Source organism: Streptomyces sp. NPDC051217 (genome assembly GCF_044455465.1).
Lineage (GTDB): Bacteria > Actinomycetota > Actinomycetes > Streptomycetales > Streptomycetaceae > Streptomyces.
On record NZ_JBITEV010000007.1, the window covers coordinates 18,843 to 39,053 of the forward strand.

Genomic DNA, 20,211 nt, shown 5'->3' on the forward strand with positions numbered 1-20,211 from the left:
GCCCCCCGGCCGCCCCCCCCCGGGGGGGGGGGGGCCGGGCCCCCCCCCCCCCCGGGCCGGCGGGGGCCCGGGGGGGGGGGGCCGCCCGCCCCCGCCCCCCCCCCCCCCCCCCCCCCCCACTGCTGGATCCGGACATCAATTCGTTCGGACTGATCACCCTGCCCGAGGAGAAGCGGGCCTCGTACCGCGTACGCGCCTTCGTCTACGGCGAGCAGTCCAACGTCGTTCATCTCAGGACAGGTTCGGACCCGACGGCCTGAACGTCGCGCCCGCGGAGACGCCCTAGGCGTCGACCTTGACGTCTTCCCTCGCGTCCGGCTCCCGGCCGGTCCCGCCGGTCGCCGCCGCCCTGATCGGGGCGCCCGCGTCGTGCAGGCTGCGCAGGGCCTGGCTGTACGAGGTGATCAGGCTGGTCTCCAGATAGCTGACGCCCAGTTCCTCACAGTGCTGCCGGACGATCGGCTGCGCCTGGCGCAGCTGCGGGGACGGCATGTTCGGGAACAGGTGGTGCTCGATCTGGTAGTTGAGCCCGCCGAGGGCGATGTCGGTGAACCAACCGCCGCGCACATTGCGGGAGGTGAGAACCTGGCGCCGCAGGAAGTCCGGGCGGTCGTCGCCGGACAGAGTGGGCATTCCCTTGTGGTTGGGCGCGAAGACCGAGCCCAGGTAGAGACCGAACAGGCACTGGTGGACGGCGAGGAAGGCGATCGCCTTGCCCGGCGGCAGCACCACGAACAGCGCGCCGAGGTAGACCGCGAAGTGCGTGAAGAGCAGGATGCCCTCCGAAGTCCGCTGCTTCAGCGAGCGGTTGGCCAGCGCGCGAACACCGGCGACATGCAGGTTGAAGCCCTCAAGAGTGAGGAGCGGGAAGAACAGGAAGGCCTGCGAACGGCCGATGAAGCGGGGAAGCCCCTTGGCTTCCTTGGCCTGCCCCTGGGTCCATACGAGGATGTCGGGGACCACGTCCGGGTCCAACTCCTCGTGGTTGGGGTTGGCATGGTGCCTGGAGTGCTTGTCCTGCCACCAGCCGTAACCCATGCCGATGGCCAGATTCCCGGCGATCTTGCCGGCGCGCACACTGGCCTTGCGCAGCCGGAAGACCTGACGGTGGCCCACATCGTGGGCGACGAGGGCGACTTGGCCGAAGACCACGGCGAGGAAGGCGGCGACGGCGAGCGTCCACCAGCTGTCACCGACGAGCGCGAAGGCGACCCAGCCGCCGGCGAACAGGGCGGTGACGATGCCCAGGCGCAGGGTGTAGTACCAAGGGCGGCGTCGCATCAGACCGGCCGCCATGATCTTCTTGGAGAGGCGGGCGAAATCGCTGCCCGTCTCCCTGCACGCCTGATTCGCGGCCTCACCCGCGAAATCGGCGCCTGGTTCCAATACCGCGGAATCCTCCACGGTACTGACGGTGTTGACTGACATGCGGCCACGCCTTTCGAATGTGTCACGACCGTGTGCCGGTGTATGACGGCTCGGCAGGCAGGGTGGCCGGTGAGGAACACAAGCCCAGGGGGACGTCGCTGCCGGTCGTGGACGGGTGGGCAACTGCGGCACACAGCCCGATGGCCGTATGCGGGGTCGGAAATGGACCACTCCGGCGACGCGACAACTGGGTATGGCCGCTGCGAATGCCGCTGACGTCCTCACCGAGGACCAGTGCTGCTGCCCACACTCTGGGGCAGCGGGTAGTCAGGGGCTGGGGTCTCCTCTGGGTAAGTGTAGCCTGCGCGCGAATTGTGCTTCTTACACCGCACGAACAAGTGACCGCAAACAGTTTCTGAACTGCGCGGATCCGGCTGTGCCGAATCCCCCGCGCCGGTTGGCGGGTAATAATTTTGCAGGGCCTGCACATTTGCATACCATGCAAAGTGTGACGACCAAGGGTGCCCGGACAGGTCTCCGGGAGCGCAAGAAGCAGGCCACGCGCGCGGCGCTGGCCGAGGCAGCCGTACGCCTCGCCGCCGAGCACGGGGCGGAGAACGTCACCGTCGAGGCCATCAGCGACGCCGCCGGTGTCTCCCCGCGGACGTTCTTCAACTACTTCGACAGCCACGACGACGCGTTCGTCATGGCCGACCCCGACGTCGGGGGGCGGATCCGGCGTGCGATCCGGGACGCCCCCGCCGAGCTGCCTCCCCTCGAAGCGGTACGTGAGGCCATGGCCGGCGAACTGGCCGACGTCGAGCGCCAGCACGAGGTGTGGAGCCTGCGCGCCAAGGTCCTGCGGAAGTCCCCGCATCTGCTCGCCCGGGGCCTCGGCCTGCACATGGCCGAGGAACGCGACCTGGCCCGGACGATCGCCCGCCGGCTCGGCCCTCGCGCCGGTACGGAAGCCGCTGCCGAGGCCGGCACCGAGGCCGACCCGGGCGACGGAGCCAAGCTCTGTGACGACGCCGACATCGAGCTGTACCCCCGGCTGCTCGCCGCCGTCGCCGGCACGGCCGTACGCGTCGCCATCGAGCACTGGTACGCCCACTCCCCGCCGATGACGTTCCCCGACATCTTCCGGGACGTCTTCACGCACCTGTCCTCCGGGCTGCCCCAGCCGCCCGGACAGACCGACGACCGTCCGTCCGACGGCCGTTCCACGGAATCGTAAGAAGGCCACCTTGACCGCAATCGAGGCGCCCGACCAGGCGCCCACCTCCATGACCAACCGGCAGATACTCCAGGCCATGTCGGGGTTGATGGCCGGCATGTTCGTCGCCATCCTGGCGGGCACCGTGGTGGCCAACGCGCTTCCGCGCATCATCGCCGACCTGGGCGCCAGCCAGTCCGCGTACACCTGGGTCGTCACCTCCGAACTGCTCGCGATGACCGCGACGGTGCCTCTGTGGGGCAAGCTCTCCGACCTCTACAACAAGAAGCTGCTGCTCCAGCTCTCGCTCGGCATGTTCGTCGTCGGCTCGCTGCTGGCCGGCTTCTCGCAGGGCGTCGAGCTGCTGATCTTCAGCCGGGTGATGCAGGGCATCGGCGCCGGTGGTCTGACCGCGCTCGCGCAGGTCGTGATGGCGGCCGTGATCCCGCCGCGCCGGCTGGGCAAGTACGCGGGCATGTTCGGCGCGGTGTTCGCCGTCGGCACCGTCGCGGGGCCGCTGGTCGGTGGCGTCATGGTCGACACGTCGTGGCTCGGCTGGCGCTGGTGCTTCTTCATCGGTGTGCCGTTCGCGCTGCTGGCGATCGCGCTGCTCCAGCGCACGCTCCACCTGCCCACCGTCCGCAGGGACGTGAAGATCGACTACCTGGGCGCGTTCCTGATCGTCGCCGGTGTCTCGGCGATCCTCATCTGGACCTCCCTGGCGGGCAACCAGTTCGACTGGGCGTCCTGGCAGACGGCCGCGCTGACCGGCGGTGGTCTGCTGCTGCTGGTCGCCGCGGTCTATGTGGAGGCGCGGGTGCCGGAGCCGGTCATCCCGCTCACCATCTTCCGCAACCGCACCGTCACGCTGACCACGATCGCGAGCCTGCTCGTCGGTGTCGCGATGTTCGGCGGCACCGTCTTCCTGTCGCAGTACTTCCAGATCGCGCTCGGCAAGTCGCCCACCGTGGCGGGGCTGATGGGTCTGCCGATGATCCTGGGTCTGCTCGTGTCGTCCACCGTCGCGGGCCAGATGATCAGCGCCACCGGCAAGTGGAAGGTGTATCTGATCGCGGGCGGCATCACCATGACCGCCGGGCTGGCCATGCTGTCGACCATCGACGCCAACACCGGCTTCGGGCTGCTCAGCCTCTACATGACCGTCCTCGGTGTCGGGGTCGGTCTGCTCATGCAGAATCTGGTCCTCGCGGCCCAGAATGACGTCCCCGCCTCCGAGTTGGGCGCCGCCACCTCCGTCCTGTCGTTCTTCCGCAGCATGGGCGGCACGATCGGCACCAGCGTCCTGGGCGCGATTCTCGCCAACCGGGTGGCCTCGGAACTGGCCAAGAGTCTGGGCACGGAGGGGACGGCGTCCGGCGGATCGAGCGAAGCCGTGCCGGACATGACGAAACTCCCCGAGCCGATGCGGGAGATCGTGGAGAACGCGTACGGGCTGGCGACGGCGGACCTGTTCCTGGTGGCCGCCCCGTTCGCCGCGCTCGCGCTGGTGGTCGTGGTGTTCATCAAGGAGAAGCCGCTGAAGACGACCAGCGGTATGGAACGGCTCGCCGAGGAGGCGAAGCAGGCAGTGGCGGACGGCGACAAGCCGTCGTCACCGACGCCCGTGAGCTGAGCCGACGGGACTGTCCGAGGGCAGCCGTTCCGCTCGCCGCCGTCCGGTGGTGAGCGGAACGGCTGCCCTCGCTCGCGTTCCGGCCCGGGATCGGGCGACCACGGGCCGAATGTGGTCTGGCGCCGGCCGCGCGTGGCGGCTTGGCTGGCAACCGTACGGACATCAGTACGCCTCCCCCAGCGCCAAGGACCTCAGATGAGTACCGGTACGTCTTCCCCGACCGGCCATGACACGCCCGCACCGCGTCTTCCCGCCACGCCGGTGCCCGGCCCCAGGCAGCTGCCGCTGATCGGCAACCTGCCGGCCTTCTCGCGCGACCCGCTCGGCTTCTTCGCCAGGCTGCGCGGCCACGGCGATGTCGTCTCCTGGCGGCTCGGTCCGCAGCGCGCGCTGTTCCTTTCGCAGCCCGAGCACATCGGGGAACTGCTCGCCGGGGTCGAGACGAACTACCGCCATCCCGAACTCGGCTGGGCGTTCAAGCTGGTGCTCGGCGAGGGTGTCGTCACCTCCGAGGGCGCCGCGTGGCGGCGTAAGCGCGCCCTGGTCCAGCCGGTGGTCCGGCCCCGCCAGGTGCGGGCCTACGCGGAGACCATGGTCGACTGCGCGTCCTCGCTGGCCGACACCTGGGAACCGGGTGGCCACATCGACGTACGGCGGGACATGCTGGGCCTGACACAGCGCATCGCGGTGCGGACCCTCTTCGGCACGGACACCGCGGGCCGCGAAGGCACCATCGGTCCGGCCATGGACATCGCGCAGGCGGCCATCGGCGACGAGTTCCGGGGGCTCACGCTCTTCCTGCCGCCGTGGGTACCGACGCCGGGACGGCAGCGGCTCAAGAAGGCCGTCGCGGTCATCGACAGCGAGGTGAACCGGGTGACCGAGGAGCGGCACCGGAGCGGCGCGGACCGCGACGACCTCCTGAGCAGGCTGCTCGCCGCCCGCGACGAACAGGGCGGCCGGCTGACCGACAAGGAGATCCGGGACGAGGCCGTCACGCTGTACATCGGCGGCCACGAGACGACCGGTACGACGCTGACGTGGGCCTGGTACCTGCTCTCGCGCAATCCGGAGGCGCGGCAGCGTCTCGCCGACGAGCTGGCCACCGTCCTGGACGGCCGTACGCCCGGCTACGACGACTTCAAGGAGCTGCGCTGGACGGAGCAGATCATCAGGGAAACGCTGCGGCTCTACCCGCCCGTGTGGCTGATGACGGGCATCGCGAAGGAGGGGTCGACGCTGGGCGGGCGGCCGGTCCCGGAGGGGACCGTGCTCTGGGCGAGCCAGTGGAGCGCGCAGCGCGACGCGCGGTGGTTCGCCGAGCCGGACGCGTTCCGGCCCGAGCGGTGGGACGAGGGGGCGGCGCCGGTGCCGGACCACGCGTGGTTCCCGTTCGGGGGCGGCGCCAGGGCCTGTCTCGGCGCGCGCTTCGCGACGGTCGAGGCCGTGCTGGTGCTGGCCACGCTCGCGCAGCGGTTCCGTCTGGACCTGGACCCGGGTGAGATCCCGCCCAGGACGGGCCTCACACTCCAGCCGGGGCGCCCGGTGCGCGCGACACTCCGGAGCGCCTGACTGTCCGCCGGGGCGCCCCCGTGGGCGGGCCCGGCGGAGCGACCGGGGCCCGGCACTACGATCGGGCGCATGGACATCGCAGGTGAGCGCCCCGGCCACGACGCGGCCGCCGCTTCCGGAGCCGGCCGGGAGTACTTCGCCGCCGATCCGACCGCGCGGAGTCTGGGCATCGCCCTCGTGGAGACCGGTCCCGGCCGGGCGACGCTGCGGATGAGCGTGCGCGCCGACATGGTGAACGGGCACGGCACGGCCCACGGCGGCTATCTCTTCCTCCTCGCCGACAGCGCCTTCGCGTGTGCCTGCAACAGCCATGGCCCGGTGACCGTCGCGGCGGGCGCCGACATCGACTTCGTACGCCCCGCACACGAGGGTGATGTCCTGACCGCGACCGCGCGGGAGCGGACCCGGCTCGGGCGCGGCGGCATCTACGACGTCACGGTCACGCGCGGGGACGACGTACTGGCCGAGTTCCGGGGGCGCAGCCGCGCGCTGCGCACCTGACGCGGGGCGCAGTCGCGTCCTCAGGGCCTCTCCCGGGCACGAGGAAGGGCCCGCACCCAGCGCCGGACGCGGGCCCCGCTTCGTGGGGTACTCCGTACTACGCGGCGGGTCTCTCCGCCGCGGCCCCGCCGGCCGCCGCGTTGCCGGCCGCGATCCGGATCTCGGCGCGTTCCATCACGCCATTGACCGTCACCGCGAGCGTGGCCGAGCCCCGCCGCAGCGCCGTGAGCGTCCCGGTGGCCGGGTCGAAGGCCGCCACGTCACGGCGGTCGGCCTTGTCCGGGTCACCGATGTGGACGTTCGGTGAGCCCGACCAGTCCGCGCTCATCGGGAAGCCGACCGGCACCTCCCTGGTCCCCTGCGTGACGGTCGCCTCGACCGCCGCCTCGTCTCCGGGCGCCAGCGTCCCGGGCGCGTCGAGCGCCAGCGCGTCGGTGTGCGCACGCGTCTGTACGGAGACCCAGTCGGGCCCGCCCTCCCACGGCTTGCGCCGCGCCTCGGACTGCTCGCTCCTGGAGACCTGGTCCACGCCGACGAGCGACCAGCCGGTGAAGCCGCCCTCGTCGGCCGGGGCCGCCGGATTCTTCCCGGAGTTGCCGTTGATCACATAGGGGACGCCGTCGACGCGCGAGGCGTGGAAGACGCCGACGTGGCTGCCGATGAAGCCGGCGCCCTTGCCGGTCGTACGGCGGAAGTCGGCGAGCCAGTTCTCCAGCAGCGCGGCCTCCTTGCGGTCGCCGAGCTGGCTGCCCTTCTGCACGGTCGGGTCGCGCGGCGGCACATGCTCGATGACCATCACGGAGCTGACGCGGGAGTCGTCGGCCGCCGCGTCCAACTGGGCACGCAGGGCCTTGATCTGGGCGTAGCCGCCGCCACGCAGGGAGAGACTGGAGGTGTCGAGCGTGACGAAGCGCGTTCCGCCGTGGTCGAAGACCCGTTGCGCGGGGCCGAATTCGCCGACGAAGTTGTCGATCTTCCCGCCCATCACCTCGTGGTTGCCCGGCACGTAGTACCAGGGCAGTTCGTCACCCAGCTCCTCGGTGAGCACGCGCCGCGCGAACGCGAGGTCCGCGGGCGAGCCCTCGTCGACCAGGTCGCCGTTGACGACGAGGAAGTCGGGCTCAGCCGCCTTGATCTCACGCAGTGTGCGCCGCGCCTGCCGGACGATCGCGCTGTCCGGCTCGCGGGCCACGAACTGCGCGTCGGACATCACGGCGAACTGCCAGTCCCTGCCCTCGGTCTCGGCGGCAGGGTCGATCAACGGGTCGGCGGCGGGCCGCTGTTCGGGCACCTCGACGGTGGGCGGCACCTGGGCCGTCAGCCCGTCGATCACGATCTCTCCGGTGTACTGCTTGTCCGCCGCGGTCTCCGCGAGATAGAAGCGGAACACGGACAGCGGCATCGCGGCCCCCTGCGGCACCGCGAAGGTCACCTGCCGCCAGCCGGTCCAGGTGACGTACGGCCCGCGGAGCAGCTGGTCGGACCCGGCCGCGTCCTTGAGGTGCAGCGTCGGCCAGGCACCCTTGCCGTCGCCCTTGATCCACAGCTTGAAGGACTGCGGCTGGCCGGGCACGGGGATCTGCTGGGGCGGGCTCGCGTACGCGGCGCGGGTCGCCGTCGAGAGTCCGAAGTCGTACGTCAGCGTCAGACCGGTACCGGTCTGGCCCTCGGGTGTCGCGGCGACCGAACCGGCGGCGCGGGCGTGGCTGAACTTCCAGTTCGCGGCGTCGTCGAAGGCCGAGACCTGCTGCTCCTCAAGTCCGACGCTCACCGCGAGCGCGGTGGTGACGCCGCCGACGTTCGCCGTGATGAGTCCGGCGCCGACGCCCGTCCTGGAGCTGACGGTGAAGGAGCCCTTGCCGTCGTCGGCGATGGCGAAGAGGGCATGGTCGTAGGTGAGTTTCACGTCGCGCGGCTCCACGGGCGCGGAGGCGCCGTGCTCGTCGAGGCCGACGATGCCGAAGGTGCCGGTCGCCCCGCCGTCGGCGAGGCCGACGCGCGTGGTGGTCGGCCGGATCCGCGCGAGGTCGTCGAGGACCGTCAACTCGATGGATCCGTCGGCGCGTCCGCGTTCCGCGTGGACCTCGGTGGTGCCGCTGTGGCGGGCGGTGAACAGCCCGCCGTCGTCGACCCGGCCGACCGAGGACCGTTCGGTCCGCCAGCGCGGGTCGCCCTTCGCGGGGCCGTACGTCTCGTCGTGGCCGGCCGCCGTGAGGGCGCGGGTCAGTCCGGGGAAGACTCGTTCGGGGTGGCCGCCCTTGACGGGGTCGTCACCGGGCGCGGCGCCGGCGGGCGTACGCGTCTCGACCCAGAAGCCGTCGAGGCGTCCGCTGCCGTCGGGCGCGGTGAGGGCGAGGCCGTTGGGCACGGTGCGCTCGCTGCCGTCCGAGGGGGCGTTCTCCACCTGGAGGGCGTCGCTGCCGGGTTCGCGGGCGACGAGCGTGGAGGAGCCTCCGCCGTCGAGGTTGAGCGCGTTGTACGCGCCCGCCTCCTTCATCATCACGGCGAGTTCGGTGAGGGTGACACCGCCACTGTCTGCCTGTCGGCCGTCGACGGTGATGACGCGCATCTCGCTGCCGTCCTCGGAGAATCCGACGGCGGTGCGGGGCGCGGCGGTGTTGTTGCCCTGACCCTCGTGGTTCTGCGCCACTCCGTCGACGACGAGGAGTTCACGTCCGCCGACGGCGGTGCGCGGCAGGGGCCCGCCGTTGGTGCGCGGGCTGTACTCCATGGTCACCGGGTCGCCGGGGCGCAGGGCCTTGAGCTGTACGGCGCCGGCTTCCCGCCCGACCAGGACGGTGGTGCCGGGCTCGATCGGGCCGGTGCCGGGCTTGTCGGTGACGGTGACGACCTTGCCGTCACGTACGGCGGCCTCGGCGACCGGTGTCGCCGTGTCCACGGTGAGCGCGCGGTTGGCCTGGCCCCAGGCGGCGTTGTAGGCGCCGATGCCACCGGCGGGCACGTTCGCGGCGTTGTAGGCGGTGAGGGGATGCGGTCCGCCGGGCAGCGTCAGGGTGCCGTCGAAGTACAGCTCCAGGACGCGCCCGGCGTTCTCGGGGCCGATGCCGATGGCCCGGTTGGCGCCGGCGGCGGGCGACTGGGTGAGCGCGCCGTCCTTGATGCCGGGGCCCTGCGGCGCGCCGGTCTCGTTGATGTCGAAGAAGTCGGCGTTGATCGCGGCGACGGTGCGGCGGCCCTCGCCGGAGTCGTGCCCGGCGGCTAGCTCGGAGACACTGCGGCGGTCGGCGACCTTTCCCGAGGAGAGGTAGTCGGCCCGGACGCCGCGGCCGTCGAGGTCGACCGAGAGCGAGTCGACGCGCAGCCACTTGTCGGATTCGAGACGGTCGTACGAGGTGAGACTGACGCCCGGCGCGACGGGCCGGGAGCTGCGGGCGGTCTCGATACCGTCGCCGTCGACGACGGATCTGGGTGCGCCCGCCGGTCTGCTGGCCGGTGGTGGCGCGACGGGTCGCAGTACCTCGGCGGCGTTGTGGGGACGGGGGTCGGGGGTGGAGTCGGCGACGGACGGGGCGATGGCTCCCGTCGTCAGTGCGGTGACCGCCGCGAGCAGCACGACGGATCGGCGGGCAGTGCCTGGACCCACAAGTTCTCCTGTTGTATGGGTGGTTGGCGCTGGTGGTAAGCGCTGTCAGCCGCCCAGCATCGCCGTGTGTGCCCTGGTTCGCCAGAGGTTCGCGGACACGTCGGGGCGAACAAGGGGCACCGTGGAAGTGACGTGGGACTGCCCGCGGGGTCCAGTGACGTACCCGCTCAAGCAACTGATGATGCGTCAGATGAGCGCGCGGGGTGCCCGACGCACCGCCGGACCCTCGCGTCGTCGGCCAGGAGCTGTCGTCGGCCAGGAGCTACCGGGCGCCTGTCGTGGCCGGTCCGTGGTACGCCGCGCGTTGCGGGACCCAGCGCATCAGCAGCAGGGCCACGTCGTCGCCGCCGCCGTGCTCCCCCACCATGCCGCCCAGCCGGTCGGCCAGTTCCTGGACGTCGTCCGGACCGTCCTGTACGGCTCGCGCCAGCCGGTCGAGGCCCGCGTCGAGCGAGGCTCCCGGCCGCTCGACCAGGCCGTCGGTGTAGATGAGCAGGGTCTCGCCGGGAACGAAATTCGCCCGGGTCACCGGGTAGTCGACGGCGCCGCGCCTGCCGGCACCGTCCGCGATCCCCAGGGGCAGGCCGCCCTCGGTAGTGAGGGTGACGCAACTGCCGTCGCCGCAGCGCACCATCGGTTCGAGGTGCCCCGCCCGGACGATCTGGAGCCCTCCTGTCGACAGGTCGACTTCCACATACGTACAGGTGGCGAAGCGCTCGGTGTCCAGCTCGTGGAGGAAGGTGGAGGCGCGGGCCATCGCCGTGGCGGGCGAGTGCTCCTCGGAGACGTAGGCCCACAGCACGATCCTCAGCTGTCCCATCACGGCGGCGGCGTCCGTGTCGTGACCCTGGACGTCGCCGATCATCAGACCCACCCGGTTGCCGGGCAGCGGGATCACGTCGTACCAGTCGCCGCCGACGTCACGTCCGGCCCTGGCCGCGCGGTAGCGGAACGCGATCTCCGCGCCGGGGACCTCGGGGATACGGTGCGGCAGCATCGCCTGCTGCAGGCTCTCGGCGAGATCGTGCTCCTGATCGAAGAGCATCGCGCGCTGGAGGCTCTGGGCGATGCTGCTGCTGAGCGTGATCAGGAGGTTGCGCTCCTCGCCGGTGAAGCCGCCGTGCCGGGAGTAGAGCATGCCGAGCACACCGATGGGTCTGCCCTGGGCGATCAGAGGCAGATAGGCGCCCGACGCGACCGGAAGATGTTCGATGTGTTCCCAGAGCGGAGGGAAGCAGCGCCGGAACTCGTCGCGCGAGGTGATGTAGCGGGGCCGCAGCGTGCGGACGACCTCGCTCATCGGAAATTTCCCGTCGATCCGCGTGTACTGCAGTTCCGGGACGTACAGCCCGATGCGCCCCTCGCTGACGAGATGGACGCGCCCCTTCTCGACGATCCCGAGCATCACGCTCACCGCGCCGAGATTGCTGAGCGCCTCGGTGTCCTTGAGCGCGTCGGTGACATCGTTCACGGTCGTCGCGCGGGCCAGCAGGGCGGTGACCCTGCGGACCATGCCGGTGAGCCGCCGACGGGTCTCGACCAGCTCGATGCGCTTGGCGGCGTCGTCCAGCTCCCGGGTGGCGTCACGCACTATGCCGATGACCCGGTAAGCGACGCCTTCCGCGTTGCGCAGGAGGTGGCCCTGGGTGTGGAGCCAGCGGGGCGATCCGTCGCGGCAGTGGATCTGGAAGTACGCGCCGTAGACATCCTTGCCGCCCTTGACCGACCGCCGGATCAGCGTGTTCAACCGCTCCAGCTCCTCCGGCGGCACCCGGCTGGCGACGGCCATGTCGCCCTGGAACTCGTCGGGGCGCAGGTCGAACACCTTGAGCGCGCCCGGGTCCAGATGCATCGCCTCGCTGGGGAGATCGATGTCGAAGCTGCCCATGCGGTTGTGGGCGAGCGTCACACCCGGATCGGCCGGCCAGTCCAGTTCGGACGAGTCGGTGGGCCCGGGAGGGGGAGGGCCGGGCGGCGGTTCGGCACTCACGGGCCCCTCTTCCCAGTCGCGGGCACGGCGGGTCGTTCACGGTCGGCGGCTTCTGCTGTCAATTGTGCGCGCATCACCCGTATGGACCGCAAGCGGGGAATACGGGTCGGTACGTACGGTACGAGGCACCGCGACGTTCCGCGACTGCTCAGCGGTCGGCTCCACCGGGCTCGTCGGCCTGCCGGGCACCGTCCGAGGGGCCGAGGTGCCCGGTGATCAGCAGCTGGAGGGCGGGAGCGTACAGGTCCGCCAGTTCTTCGGCGGTGGCGAGCTCGCCTGCGCCGGGGCGGTGGAGGCTGAGGGTCGCGCCGAGCCCGAGGAGCTGGCCGGTGATCAGCTCCGCCCTCAGCTCACGCCGGGGCCCGTCGATGAGACCGGCCAGCCGGGCGGTGACCTGCTCGCGGAAGCGCTCCCGAAGCAGAGTCCGCTCGTCCATGTTGCCGAGGGAGAAGACGACGCGGAGCAGGGGGTCCGAGAGGTTCTCGCGGCGCAGCCGGACGATGGTCAGTACGAGGTGCCTGCCGAGGTCCGCGGGCGGCGCGGCGAAGAGCCGGTCGGCGGCCGGGCCGAAGTCGGCGACGGTGTTGAAGAGCCGTTCCTTGGTGCCGAAGCGCTTGACGATGAGCGAGGCGCTGACGCCCGCGTCGGCGGCGATGCCGCGCATGGTCACCTCGGCGTACGGGCGCTGGGTGAAGGCGCGGCGGGCGGCCCGCAGAATCGCGAAACGACCCGTGCCGGGGTCGGCGCCGGAGTCGGCGGCGGGGTCCGGGGCCGCGCCCGGGTCGGGGCCGGAGCCCGAGCCCGCGCCGGGGTCCTCGCCCGGGTCCGTCGCCTCGTCGGGCGAGGCGGCATGTCCGGTCGTCATGCGCCCTCCTCGGCGAACCTTCGGCCTGCTGCGTGCTCCTTCTCGACCGTACCCGCCTTGGAAGCCAGGGCCTGGCCCGGCAGGCAGAGGGTGACCGCCAGGGCGAGGACGGCCGCGCCCGCGGCGATGAGGAAGACCAGCAGATAGGCGTGGAGGGTGGGTGCCGTACGTCCGGCGGCCTGGAAGGTGATGTTGGCGAGCACGGCGGCGACCACGGCGCTGCAGAAGGCCTGTCCGACGGACCGCATCAGGGTGTTGAGGCCGTTGGCGGCGCCGGTCTCCCCCGCCGGCACCGCGCGCATGACGAGGGCGGGCAGGGCCGAGTAGGCGATGGCGGTGCCCGCCGCCACGACCGTCGCGCCGCCGATGATCGGCCACAGGCTGTGGCTCGTGAAGAAGCGCACGACATACCCCGCGGCCATCACCGCGGCGGCGAGCGCCAGAGCTGTCTTCGGACCGTACTTCGCGGAGATCCGGGCCGAGACCGGCGACAGCGCCACCATCGCGAGACCACCGGGCAGCAGGCAGAGTCCGCCGACGACTATGGAGCCTCCGAGACCGTAGCCAGTACTCGTGGGTTCCTGCACCATCTGCGCGGTGACCAGGGAGTTCGCGTAGAAGGCGAATCCGATGAGCAGGGCGGCGATGTTCGTCAGCAGCACGGCGGGGCGTGCGGACACCCGCAGGTCGACCATGGGGGACGTGGTGCGCAGCTCGTACGCGCCCCAGAGCAGCCCGACGGCGAGCGCGGCCACGAGGAGGCCGACAGTGGGCAGGGAGGCCCAGCCCCAGTCCGCGCCCTGGGTGACGGCGAGCAGCAGGCTGACGAGGGTGACGGAGAGGCCGAGCGTGCCGACGGCGTCGAACCGGCCCCGGGAGCGGAGGGGCGACTCCGGGACGCAGCACAGGACCAGCACGATGTCGACCAGTCCAAGGACGGCGGAGGCCCAGAACATGGTGTGCCAGTCGAAGTTCTGGACGACGAGGGCGGCGACCGGCAGTCCGACGGCGGCGCCGATGCCGAGGGTCGAGCTCATCAGGGCGACGGAGGACAGCAGCCTGGCCGGCGGGAGTTCGTCGCGCATGATGCTGATGCCGAGCGGTACGACGGCGAGCGCCGCGCCCTGGAGGGCCCGGCCGGCGATCAGCACACCGATCTGGGAGCTGAGAGCACACAGGACCGAACCGGCGACGAGCACACCCAGCGACGCGATGAGGACTTTGCGCTTGCCGTACATGTCGCCGACGCGGCCGAGTACGGGCGTGAAGACCGCGCCGGTCAGCAGCGTGATCGTGACGAGCCAGCTCGCCGCCGCCGGTGTGCTGCCCGTGAGGGAGGGGACGTGCGGGAGCAGGGGGACGACGAGGGTCTGCATCACGGCGACCACGACGCCGCAGAAGGCCAGGACGGCGACGAGGAAGCGGCGGCGGCGCCCTTCCACGGGCTCGGGCTTCGAGTCCTTCTCCCGCCCTGATTCCGGCCCGGACCGCGCCGCTGATTCCGAATCCGGTTCCGGCCCCGGTATGGGCGCTGCGGGCATCTGCTCTCCGTAGATCTGTGGCGACGGCCTCCGTGGGGGCGCGTGACGGAGGGGGGTGCACAAGTGTTCACCCCGAGGGTAAACACTCGTGCACCCCTTTGTCACATGCCCTTCTCCCACCAATTGGATCAATTTCGTTACCGAGGGTGAGTTTGCGCGTTGAACGTGCGTGAAGGCCGCGCATCCCGCGGCTGGGCTCGAAACGTTCAAGGAGAAACTTGATGTCGCGTATCGCGAAGGCAGCTGCTGTTCTCGCCGGCACGGGCGCCGTGCTGGCCGGCGGTGCCGGTATGGCCGCTGCCGACGCCGGCGCCGAGGCCGCGGCCGTCGGTTCGCCCGGAGTCCTTTCCGGCAACCTGATCCAGGTGCCTGTGCACGTCCCGGTCAACCTCTGCGGCAACACCGTCGACGTGATCGGCCTGCTCAACCCGGCGTTCGGCAACACCTGCATCAACGTCGACGGCAAGCACCACGGCGGCGGCTACGGCCGCTGAGCCTCCGGCTCCGGGGCGTACGTCGTTGATGTACGCCCCTGACGCGGGTTCTTGACTGAGGCATGAGGCAACGGCCTCCCGCATTTCGATGCGGGAGGCCGTTGTGCGTGGGGACCGGGCTTCGGCGCGAGGCGCCGGGCGGGCGCCTCGGGACAGGGCTCAGGCTTCGTACCGGTACAGAGCCTTGTGGCTGAGCATCTCCGACGGCTTCGTCCGCCACGGCGGCATCGGCTCGTCCAGGCTGATGGCCCGGCCCGACTGAGGATCGTCGTCGTCCAGCCTCCGCCTCGGCAGATAGGTCGCCTTCGGGTGCCGCTGCTGCCAGCGGTCCCAGAGAAGGTCGACAAAGGCATGATGGAGCCAGAAGACCGGGTCGTGGGGCGCGGTCGCACCCAGCATCTGACCACCCACCCACCGGTGGACACGGTTGTGGTTGCGCCACCGTGTCTTGTCGCTGCCCGCCGTCCAGCCTTCGAGGCGGTTGCGGAAACCGCGGGTGACGGTGGAGTCCCAGGGCGCGGCGTCGTAGACCGACTCGTTCATCGCCCAGGCCAGTTCGTTCTTGGTGGGCAGCGCGATCGGGGAGGCAGGGCGGCCGAAGGCGCGCACGAGGTATTTACGCTCCAGCACCCCGTCGTCGATGGTCCAGTTGCCCGCCGCGTAGGCGAACGCCCCGGTCGTCACCTGTCCGTCGGACGAACGCCCGTCGCCGCCCAGGAAGTCCTCGGACCAGAGGGACGCGGCCGGTGTGTTGTCGGTCGTCCAGTCCCAGTACGGCACCGTCACCTTGGGGTCGATGCGCTGGAGCGCGCGCTCGAACTCCAGCAGATACTTGCGGTGCCACGGCAGGAACGACGGCGCCATGTGGCCGGTCCGGGGCCCGTCGTCGCCGTCGGCCCGGTAGTACCGGACATGCTGGCGGACGAACTCGTCGTAGCCGCCCTGGCGTTTGAGCTCCAGGAGCGTGGCGACGAAGCGCTTCTTCTCCGCGCTGGTGAGATTCCGCTGATTCTTTCTGATGTACACCGTGGAGGGTCCTCCCTGCGGTCAGTGAAAGGTCGGTCCGGCGAGCGCGAGCCGGCTGGCGCCGAGGTCGTCGACCGCCGCGCGGGCGGTCGCGAGGGCCGTCGGGAACGACTCGAAATGGTTGACCACGCTGACGTAACTGCCGTCGGCGCGACGCATCATGTGCAGGGGTCGGCCGTCGATACGGACCCCGGCGTCCGTTCCCTGGATGTGCCGGCCGCCGTACATCTCGTCGAAGAGCTCCGCGGCCGGCGGGCCCGCCGCGTCCGCGCCCGGTGACCCCGGCGTGCGGGGGTCCGCCCGGAGGATGGGCGTCAGAGCCGCTGCCGTACCGCCGATCATCCCGAGGGCGAACACCGCGCGCAGGAAGAGGCGTCGGGTGCGGCCGGGCGGTGACGCGGGCGGAGGGATATTCACTCCGGTGAACGTGACGGCGTCGGTCCGGGCGTCGGTCCCGGCGTCCGTCCGGGCGTCGGGCGGTTCATGGGGCTGGTGCGACTGAGGTGGCACGAGAACCGGCGTCTCCACGAGCCGTGTCCCGGCGCCGGGCCCCGCCTCCAGCTTGGTACCGCCTCCCATGGCGAACCTCCACTCGTCGGCCGTACCCCGCCACACGGATGCGGCGGGGTACGGACACTGATCCGGTCGGGGCAGATGGCTCTCTGCCCCGAACCAGTCAACGAGGAGGTCGCGGAAGGGTTCTCTGAACTACATCCGATTGTCGTAGTGAAGCTCGGGACTCAGCAGCTGAGGTTGCCACCGGGCGTCGTGCCGAGGATCTGGACGAAGGCCTGGTACTTGGCGATCCGGCTCTGGACCTGACCGGGGTTGCCGCCGTTGCATTCGAGACTTCCGTTGATGCTGCGGATGGTCTCGCCGAATCCGCGGCTGTTGACCATCGCGTTGTGCGGGGTCATCGTGCCGGGACCGTTCTGGGTGTTCCAGTACCAGAGACCGGTCTTCCAGGCGACGGCCGCGTCGTTCTGGACGAGCCAGGGGTTACGCAGCAGGTCGATGCCGAGGGCGTCGCCCGCTGCCTTGTAGTTGAAGTTCCAGCTGAGCTGGATCGGACCGCGGCCGTAGTACGCGGCCTGACCGGCCGGGCAGCCGTACGACTGCGACGTGTCGCAGTAGTGCGGGTAGTTGGCCGTGTTCTGCTCGACGATGTGGACGAGACCGCCGGTCTCGTGACTGACGTTGGCGAGGAAGGCCGCGGCCTCCTGGCGCTTGATGGTGTCGCTGCCGGTGTTCGCGAAGGCCGGGTAGGCGCTCAGCGCGGCTTTGAGACCGTTGTAGGTGTAGAAGGAATTCCGGCCCGGGAACATCTGGTTGAACTGAGCCTCGCTGACCACGAAGCCACCCGGGACGGGCGGGTCCGTGGGGCCACCACCACAGGCGCCGTTGTCGGCCCAGACGTCGACCGTGCCGGGTCTCTCGTTCTGAGTCCACCACTTCGCGGTGTAGTTGCGGCCGTTGTACGACGCGGTGTCGCCGCCCCAGTAGACGGTGGACGCGTTCCAGCCGGTGACGCACGCGGCGGCCGACGTGGCCGCCGCCGAGGTCGAGGCAGGCAGGAACACCGCGAGGGCCATGGCCGAGACCAGTGCGGTGAACAGTGCAAGGATTCGCTGACGCAAACGACTCACTCCTTCGCGCGGCCGTCGGTGAACGACGGCCGCCATGGGGGTGAGGGAACCAAACCGGAATCCTCATTACCTGTCAAGGTCTAGACCAACTGGCCAAATTCGGCCTGTCCGCCCGCTGTTCGACCGGCGGAGGGCGGCTTCGGTACGGATGAGCAGGCCATGTCCGGTCGCGCCCGTCGCGGGCGCCCGGGACCCGCGCCCGACAACTCACAACGGCCGCGGGCGGTGCGGGGGCTTCCGCGCCTCAGATGTGACGCGATCTCGCCCTTGGCCTCAGGGGCGCCAGCTGTAACGGATGTCCGGCTCGTTCTCCTCGTTGCCCCGGCCGTCGGTCTTCTCGACCGGGACGAAGCCGTGGCGCTCGTAGAAGCGCCGCGCCGGGCCGTTGATCTGGAACGTCCACAGGGACAGTCCGGCCGGCCGGCGGCGCTTCGCCAGGTCGAGCAGCCGGGCGCCGATACCGCAGCCCCGGTGGCCGGGATCGAGGTACAACTGGTCGACGTCCCCGCCCTCGATGACCATCATTCCGACGACCGTCTCCCCGGTGGTCGCCACCCAGGTCTCCTGGGTCGGCAGGACGATGTCCCGGATCCAGGCGTGCACCTGCTGCTCGCTGTGGGGGCGGGTGACGCTCGGGAGGGCGGCCGCGAAGGATCTCAGCCACAGTCCGGAGATGTCGGCCGCGTCGGCGGGTGTCGCGCGACGGACGACAAGCGTGTTGGTCTGCACAGCGAGCCATCCTGTCATCAATCAGAAATCAGGGAACGATCGAGTCGACGTATCCGCCGTCGACGCGCACCGCCGCCCCCGTGGTGGCCGACGCGAGAGGCGAGCTGAGATAGACGACCATGTTCGCGATCTCCTCCGGTTCGATCAGCCGCTGGATCAGCGACTGCGGCCGGTACTTCACCATGAACTCGCGCTGGGCCTCCTCCCAGGGAAGGGACTTGTCGAAGATCTCGTAGACGAAGTCCTCCACGCCGCCGGTATGGGTGGGCCCCGCGATCACGGAGTTCACGGTGACGCCGCTGCCCGCCGCCGCCTTCGCGAAGCCTCGCGAGACTCCGAGCAGCGCGGTCTTGGAGACGCCGTAGTGGATCATCTCGGCGGGAGTGACGATCGCCGAGTCGCTCGCGATGTACTGGACCCGCCCCCAGCCGCGCTCGGTCATCCCGGCGAGGCAACCGCGCGTGAGCCGGACGGCGGAGAGGACATTGACCTCGAAGTAGCGCCGCCACTCGTCGTCGCTGATCTCCAGCGCGGGCCGCACGCCGAAGACACCCAGATTGTTGATGAGGATGTCCACCTCCGGCACGGCTTCGAGGACCCGCTCCGCGCCGCCCTCGGTGGAGACATCACCGGGCGCGGCCAGGAACTCCGCGTCGGGCGACGCGGCACGCTGACCGTCGAGAGCGGCGGCGACGGATTCCTCGGAGCGCCCGTTCACCGCGACACGGGCTCCGGCACGGGCGAGCCCGGTGGCGATGGCCGCCCCGATCCCCTGGGTGGAGCCCGTTACCAGAGCGGTCTTGCCTGAGAGGTCGATCCGCACGTTCAGTTCCTTTCAGCTGTCCGGTGGGCCAAGGTCATTGTGCGCCGGGGCGGGTGTGCGGCGCGGTCGGCGCGGCCCCGGCGATTCTCCGGCTTCCGTCGATTTCGAATTCCGAGAGGTGACGCCTCTTGAAGTGAACGCGACACTGTGTCATATATGTCTAGACCATTGCCCCTTGCTTTCGACGGAGGAGACGATCGTGCGACGGACCCCCACCCAGGTCGCGCTCGTTACCGCTACCGCCCTCACTCTCGTCGCCTGCGGTGGCGGTGACGGTGACGACAAGGACTCCCAGGCCCCATCGGTCCCGACCGGCCTCAGCGTTCAGGCCGGCAGCGCGCTGTCCGCACACGTCATGTGGGAAGCAGCCAAGGACAACGTCGCGGTCAGCGGCTATGTGGTGTACCGCGGCAAGGACAAGATCAAGGACGTTCCCGCCGAGAAGCTGATGATCGACATCACCGGCCTGAAGCCGTCCACCGCCTACTCGTTCTCCGTGCGGGCCAAGGACGCCGCCGGGAACCTCTCCCCGCACAGTCAGAAGAAACCCGTCACCACGCCCGCGGTGGCTCCCGAGGACAAGAAGGCTCCGGCACAGCCCGTGAAGTTGCGCGGCAAGCACCGGGGTTCGAAGGGCGCCGAACTCACCTGGAGCGCACCGGACAAGGACCAGGGCATTACCTCGTACGACATCCTCCAGGGCGGCTCGAAGATCCACAGCGTCGGCGGCGACGCGACCAAGGCCGAGGTCGCCGGGCTGCGTCCCGGCACCGACTACTCGTTCACCCTCCAGGCCCGCGACGCGGCCGACAACACCTCCCCGGCCAGCGAGCCCCTGAAGATCAGCACCCCGAAGGGCCCGGGCGACGACCCCGACACGGCACCTATCAGCTTCAAGGTCGCACGGCACAAGAACGTCAAGGAGGGTGCGTACTACCTCGATCTGTCGTGGCTGCCGCCGAAGGTCGACGGTGAGGTGCCCTCGTACGAGATCCATCTCAACGGGAACCTGACCACCACGCTGGTCTGGGGCAACAAGGCGCCCGTGGGCAGGACCACCGAGAGTGTCTTCGCGGGCAAGAAACCCGGTGTCTCGTACAAGGTGAAGATCCGCGCGAAGCTGCCGGACGGCGAGTGGGGCAGCTTCTCCCCCGAACTCACCATGGTCACCGGCGAAGCCAAGCCCTGACCGGGCGGGACCGA

The 20,211-nt window shown here is 70.5% G+C and carries 16 protein-coding genes; 6 read left to right on the forward strand and 10 right to left on the reverse strand.

The annotated features are described in order from the left end of the window. Positions 1 to 282: 282 nt before the first annotated feature. A complete protein-coding gene (locus tag ACIBBB_RS17625; RefSeq protein WP_398982835.1) occupies positions 283 to 1,428 on the reverse strand; it encodes a fatty acid desaturase family protein in 1,146 nt (381 codons plus the stop codon). A 439-nt stretch (positions 1,429 to 1,867) separates the two neighbouring features. On the opposite strand from ACIBBB_RS17625, the gene ACIBBB_RS17630 reads away from it, so the two are divergent. The 4 genes from ACIBBB_RS17630 to paaI all read left to right on the forward strand — a co-directional run bounded on the left by ACIBBB_RS17630 (position 1,868) and on the right by paaI (position 6,290). Further along, positions 1,868 to 2,605, forward strand: coding sequence for a TetR/AcrR family transcriptional regulator (locus tag ACIBBB_RS17630; RefSeq protein WP_398982837.1), 738 nt, complete (start codon positions 1,868 to 1,870; stop codon positions 2,603 to 2,605). Positions 2,606 to 2,654: 49 nt separating this feature from the next. Further along, positions 2,655 to 4,217 carry an MDR family MFS transporter gene (locus ACIBBB_RS17635; RefSeq protein ID WP_398983383.1) on the forward strand — a complete coding sequence of 521 codons (1,563 nt, stop codon included), beginning with the start codon at positions 2,655 to 2,657 and terminating at the stop codon, positions 4,215 to 4,217. Positions 4,218 to 4,412: 195 nt separating this feature from the next. Beyond that, the gene (locus tag ACIBBB_RS17640) at positions 4,413 to 5,789 is read left to right on the forward strand and encodes a cytochrome P450 (protein WP_398982839.1); all 1,377 of its coding nucleotides are present in this window, start codon (positions 4,413 to 4,415) and stop codon (positions 5,787 to 5,789) included. Between the two features lie 69 nt (positions 5,790 to 5,858). Continuing rightward, on the forward strand, positions 5,859 to 6,290 hold the full coding sequence (gene paaI / locus ACIBBB_RS17645; RefSeq protein WP_398982841.1) for a hydroxyphenylacetyl-CoA thioesterase PaaI: 432 nt from the start codon (positions 5,859 to 5,861) through the stop codon (positions 6,288 to 6,290). A 97-nt stretch (positions 6,291 to 6,387) separates the two neighbouring features. Here the strand turns inward: paaI and ACIBBB_RS17650 are convergent, their stop codons facing one another. The 4 genes from ACIBBB_RS17650 to ACIBBB_RS17665 all read right to left on the reverse strand — a co-directional run bounded on the left by ACIBBB_RS17650 (position 6,388) and on the right by ACIBBB_RS17665 (position 14,290). Beyond that, positions 6,388 to 9,894, reverse strand: a complete 3,507-nt coding sequence (locus ACIBBB_RS17650; RefSeq protein WP_398982843.1) for a phosphodiester glycosidase family protein — start codon at positions 9,892 to 9,894, stop codon at positions 6,388 to 6,390. Positions 9,895 to 10,156: 262 nt separating this feature from the next. After that, a complete protein-coding gene (locus tag ACIBBB_RS17655) occupies positions 10,157 to 11,884 on the reverse strand; it encodes a SpoIIE family protein phosphatase (protein ID WP_398982845.1) in 1,728 nt (575 codons plus the stop codon). A gap of 148 nt (positions 11,885 to 12,032) precedes the next feature. Next, positions 12,033 to 12,749: a TetR family transcriptional regulator gene (locus ACIBBB_RS17660; RefSeq protein ID WP_398982847.1), complete on the reverse strand. Its 717-nt coding sequence runs from the start codon at positions 12,747 to 12,749 to the stop codon at positions 12,033 to 12,035. Further along, positions 12,746 to 14,290 (reverse strand): MFS transporter, encoded by a 1,545-nt coding sequence (locus ACIBBB_RS17665; RefSeq protein WP_398982849.1) that lies wholly within the window; start codon positions 14,288 to 14,290, stop codon positions 12,746 to 12,748. Before ACIBBB_RS17665 ends, ACIBBB_RS17660 begins: the two co-directional genes overlap by 4 nt. A gap of 221 nt (positions 14,291 to 14,511) precedes the next feature. On the opposite strand from ACIBBB_RS17665, the gene ACIBBB_RS17670 reads away from it, so the two are divergent. Next, positions 14,512 to 14,784 carry a chaplin gene (locus ACIBBB_RS17670; protein ID WP_398982851.1) on the forward strand — a complete coding sequence of 91 codons (273 nt, stop codon included), beginning with the start codon at positions 14,512 to 14,514 and terminating at the stop codon, positions 14,782 to 14,784. A 159-nt stretch (positions 14,785 to 14,943) separates the two neighbouring features. Here the strand turns inward: ACIBBB_RS17670 and ACIBBB_RS17675 are convergent, their stop codons facing one another. The 5 genes from ACIBBB_RS17675 to ACIBBB_RS17695 form a co-directional block, all read right to left on the reverse strand. Next, entirely contained in the window at positions 14,944 to 15,810 is an 867-nt protein-coding gene (locus ACIBBB_RS17675; protein ID WP_398982853.1) for a tyrosinase family protein, read from the reverse strand. Between the two features lie 21 nt (positions 15,811 to 15,831). Then, on the reverse strand, positions 15,832 to 16,389 hold the full coding sequence (locus ACIBBB_RS17680; RefSeq protein ID WP_398982855.1) for a tyrosinase family oxidase copper chaperone: 558 nt from the start codon (positions 16,387 to 16,389) through the stop codon (positions 15,832 to 15,834). A 161-nt stretch (positions 16,390 to 16,550) separates the two neighbouring features. Continuing rightward, positions 16,551 to 17,402 (reverse strand): glycoside hydrolase family 19 protein, encoded by an 852-nt coding sequence (locus tag ACIBBB_RS17685; protein ID WP_398983385.1) that lies wholly within the window; start codon positions 17,400 to 17,402, stop codon positions 16,551 to 16,553. 327 nt (positions 17,403 to 17,729) lie between these two features. Further along, positions 17,730 to 18,185, reverse strand: a complete 456-nt coding sequence (locus ACIBBB_RS17690; RefSeq protein ID WP_398982857.1) for a GNAT family N-acetyltransferase — start codon at positions 18,183 to 18,185, stop codon at positions 17,730 to 17,732. Between the two features lie 28 nt (positions 18,186 to 18,213). Next, entirely contained in the window at positions 18,214 to 19,008 is a 795-nt protein-coding gene (locus tag ACIBBB_RS17695; protein WP_398982859.1) for an SDR family NAD(P)-dependent oxidoreductase, read from the reverse strand. Positions 19,009 to 19,207: 199 nt separating this feature from the next. Here ACIBBB_RS17695 and ACIBBB_RS17700 point away from each other — a divergent pair, with 199 nt between their 5' ends. After that, positions 19,208 to 20,197 (forward strand): fibronectin type III domain-containing protein, encoded by a 990-nt coding sequence (locus ACIBBB_RS17700; protein WP_398982861.1) that lies wholly within the window; start codon positions 19,208 to 19,210, stop codon positions 20,195 to 20,197. Positions 20,198 to 20,211 lie beyond the last annotated feature (14 nt).

What these genes read in the sequence shown, in the direction of transcription:
- ACIBBB_RS17625 (WP_398982835.1), bottom strand. Translation starts at nt 1,428, where the DNA reads ATGTCAGTCAACACCGTCAGTACCGTGGAGGATTCCGCGGTATTGGAA.
- ACIBBB_RS17630 (WP_398982837.1), top strand. Translation starts at nt 1,868, where the DNA reads ATGCAAAGTGTGACGACCAAGGGTGCCCGGACAGGTCTCCGGGAGCGC.
- ACIBBB_RS17635 (WP_398983383.1), top strand. Translation starts at nt 2,655, where the DNA reads ATGACCAACCGGCAGATACTCCAGGCCATGTCGGGGTTGATGGCCGGC.
- ACIBBB_RS17640 (WP_398982839.1), top strand. Translation starts at nt 4,413, where the DNA reads ATGAGTACCGGTACGTCTTCCCCGACCGGCCATGACACGCCCGCACCG.
- paaI (WP_398982841.1), top strand. Translation starts at nt 5,859, where the DNA reads ATGGACATCGCAGGTGAGCGCCCCGGCCACGACGCGGCCGCCGCTTCC.
- ACIBBB_RS17660 (WP_398982847.1), bottom strand. Translation starts at nt 12,749, where the DNA reads ATGACGACCGGACATGCCGCCTCGCCCGACGAGGCGACGGACCCGGGC.
- ACIBBB_RS17665 (WP_398982849.1), bottom strand. Translation starts at nt 14,290, where the DNA reads ATGCCCGCAGCGCCCATACCGGGGCCGGAACCGGATTCGGAATCAGCG.
- ACIBBB_RS17670 (WP_398982851.1), top strand. Translation starts at nt 14,512, where the DNA reads ATGTCGCGTATCGCGAAGGCAGCTGCTGTTCTCGCCGGCACGGGCGCC.
- ACIBBB_RS17680 (WP_398982855.1), bottom strand. Translation starts at nt 16,389, where the DNA reads ATGGGAGGCGGTACCAAGCTGGAGGCGGGGCCCGGCGCCGGGACACGG.
- ACIBBB_RS17685 (WP_398983385.1), bottom strand. Translation starts at nt 17,402, where the DNA reads ATGGCCCTCGCGGTGTTCCTGCCTGCCTCGACCTCGGCGGCGGCCACG.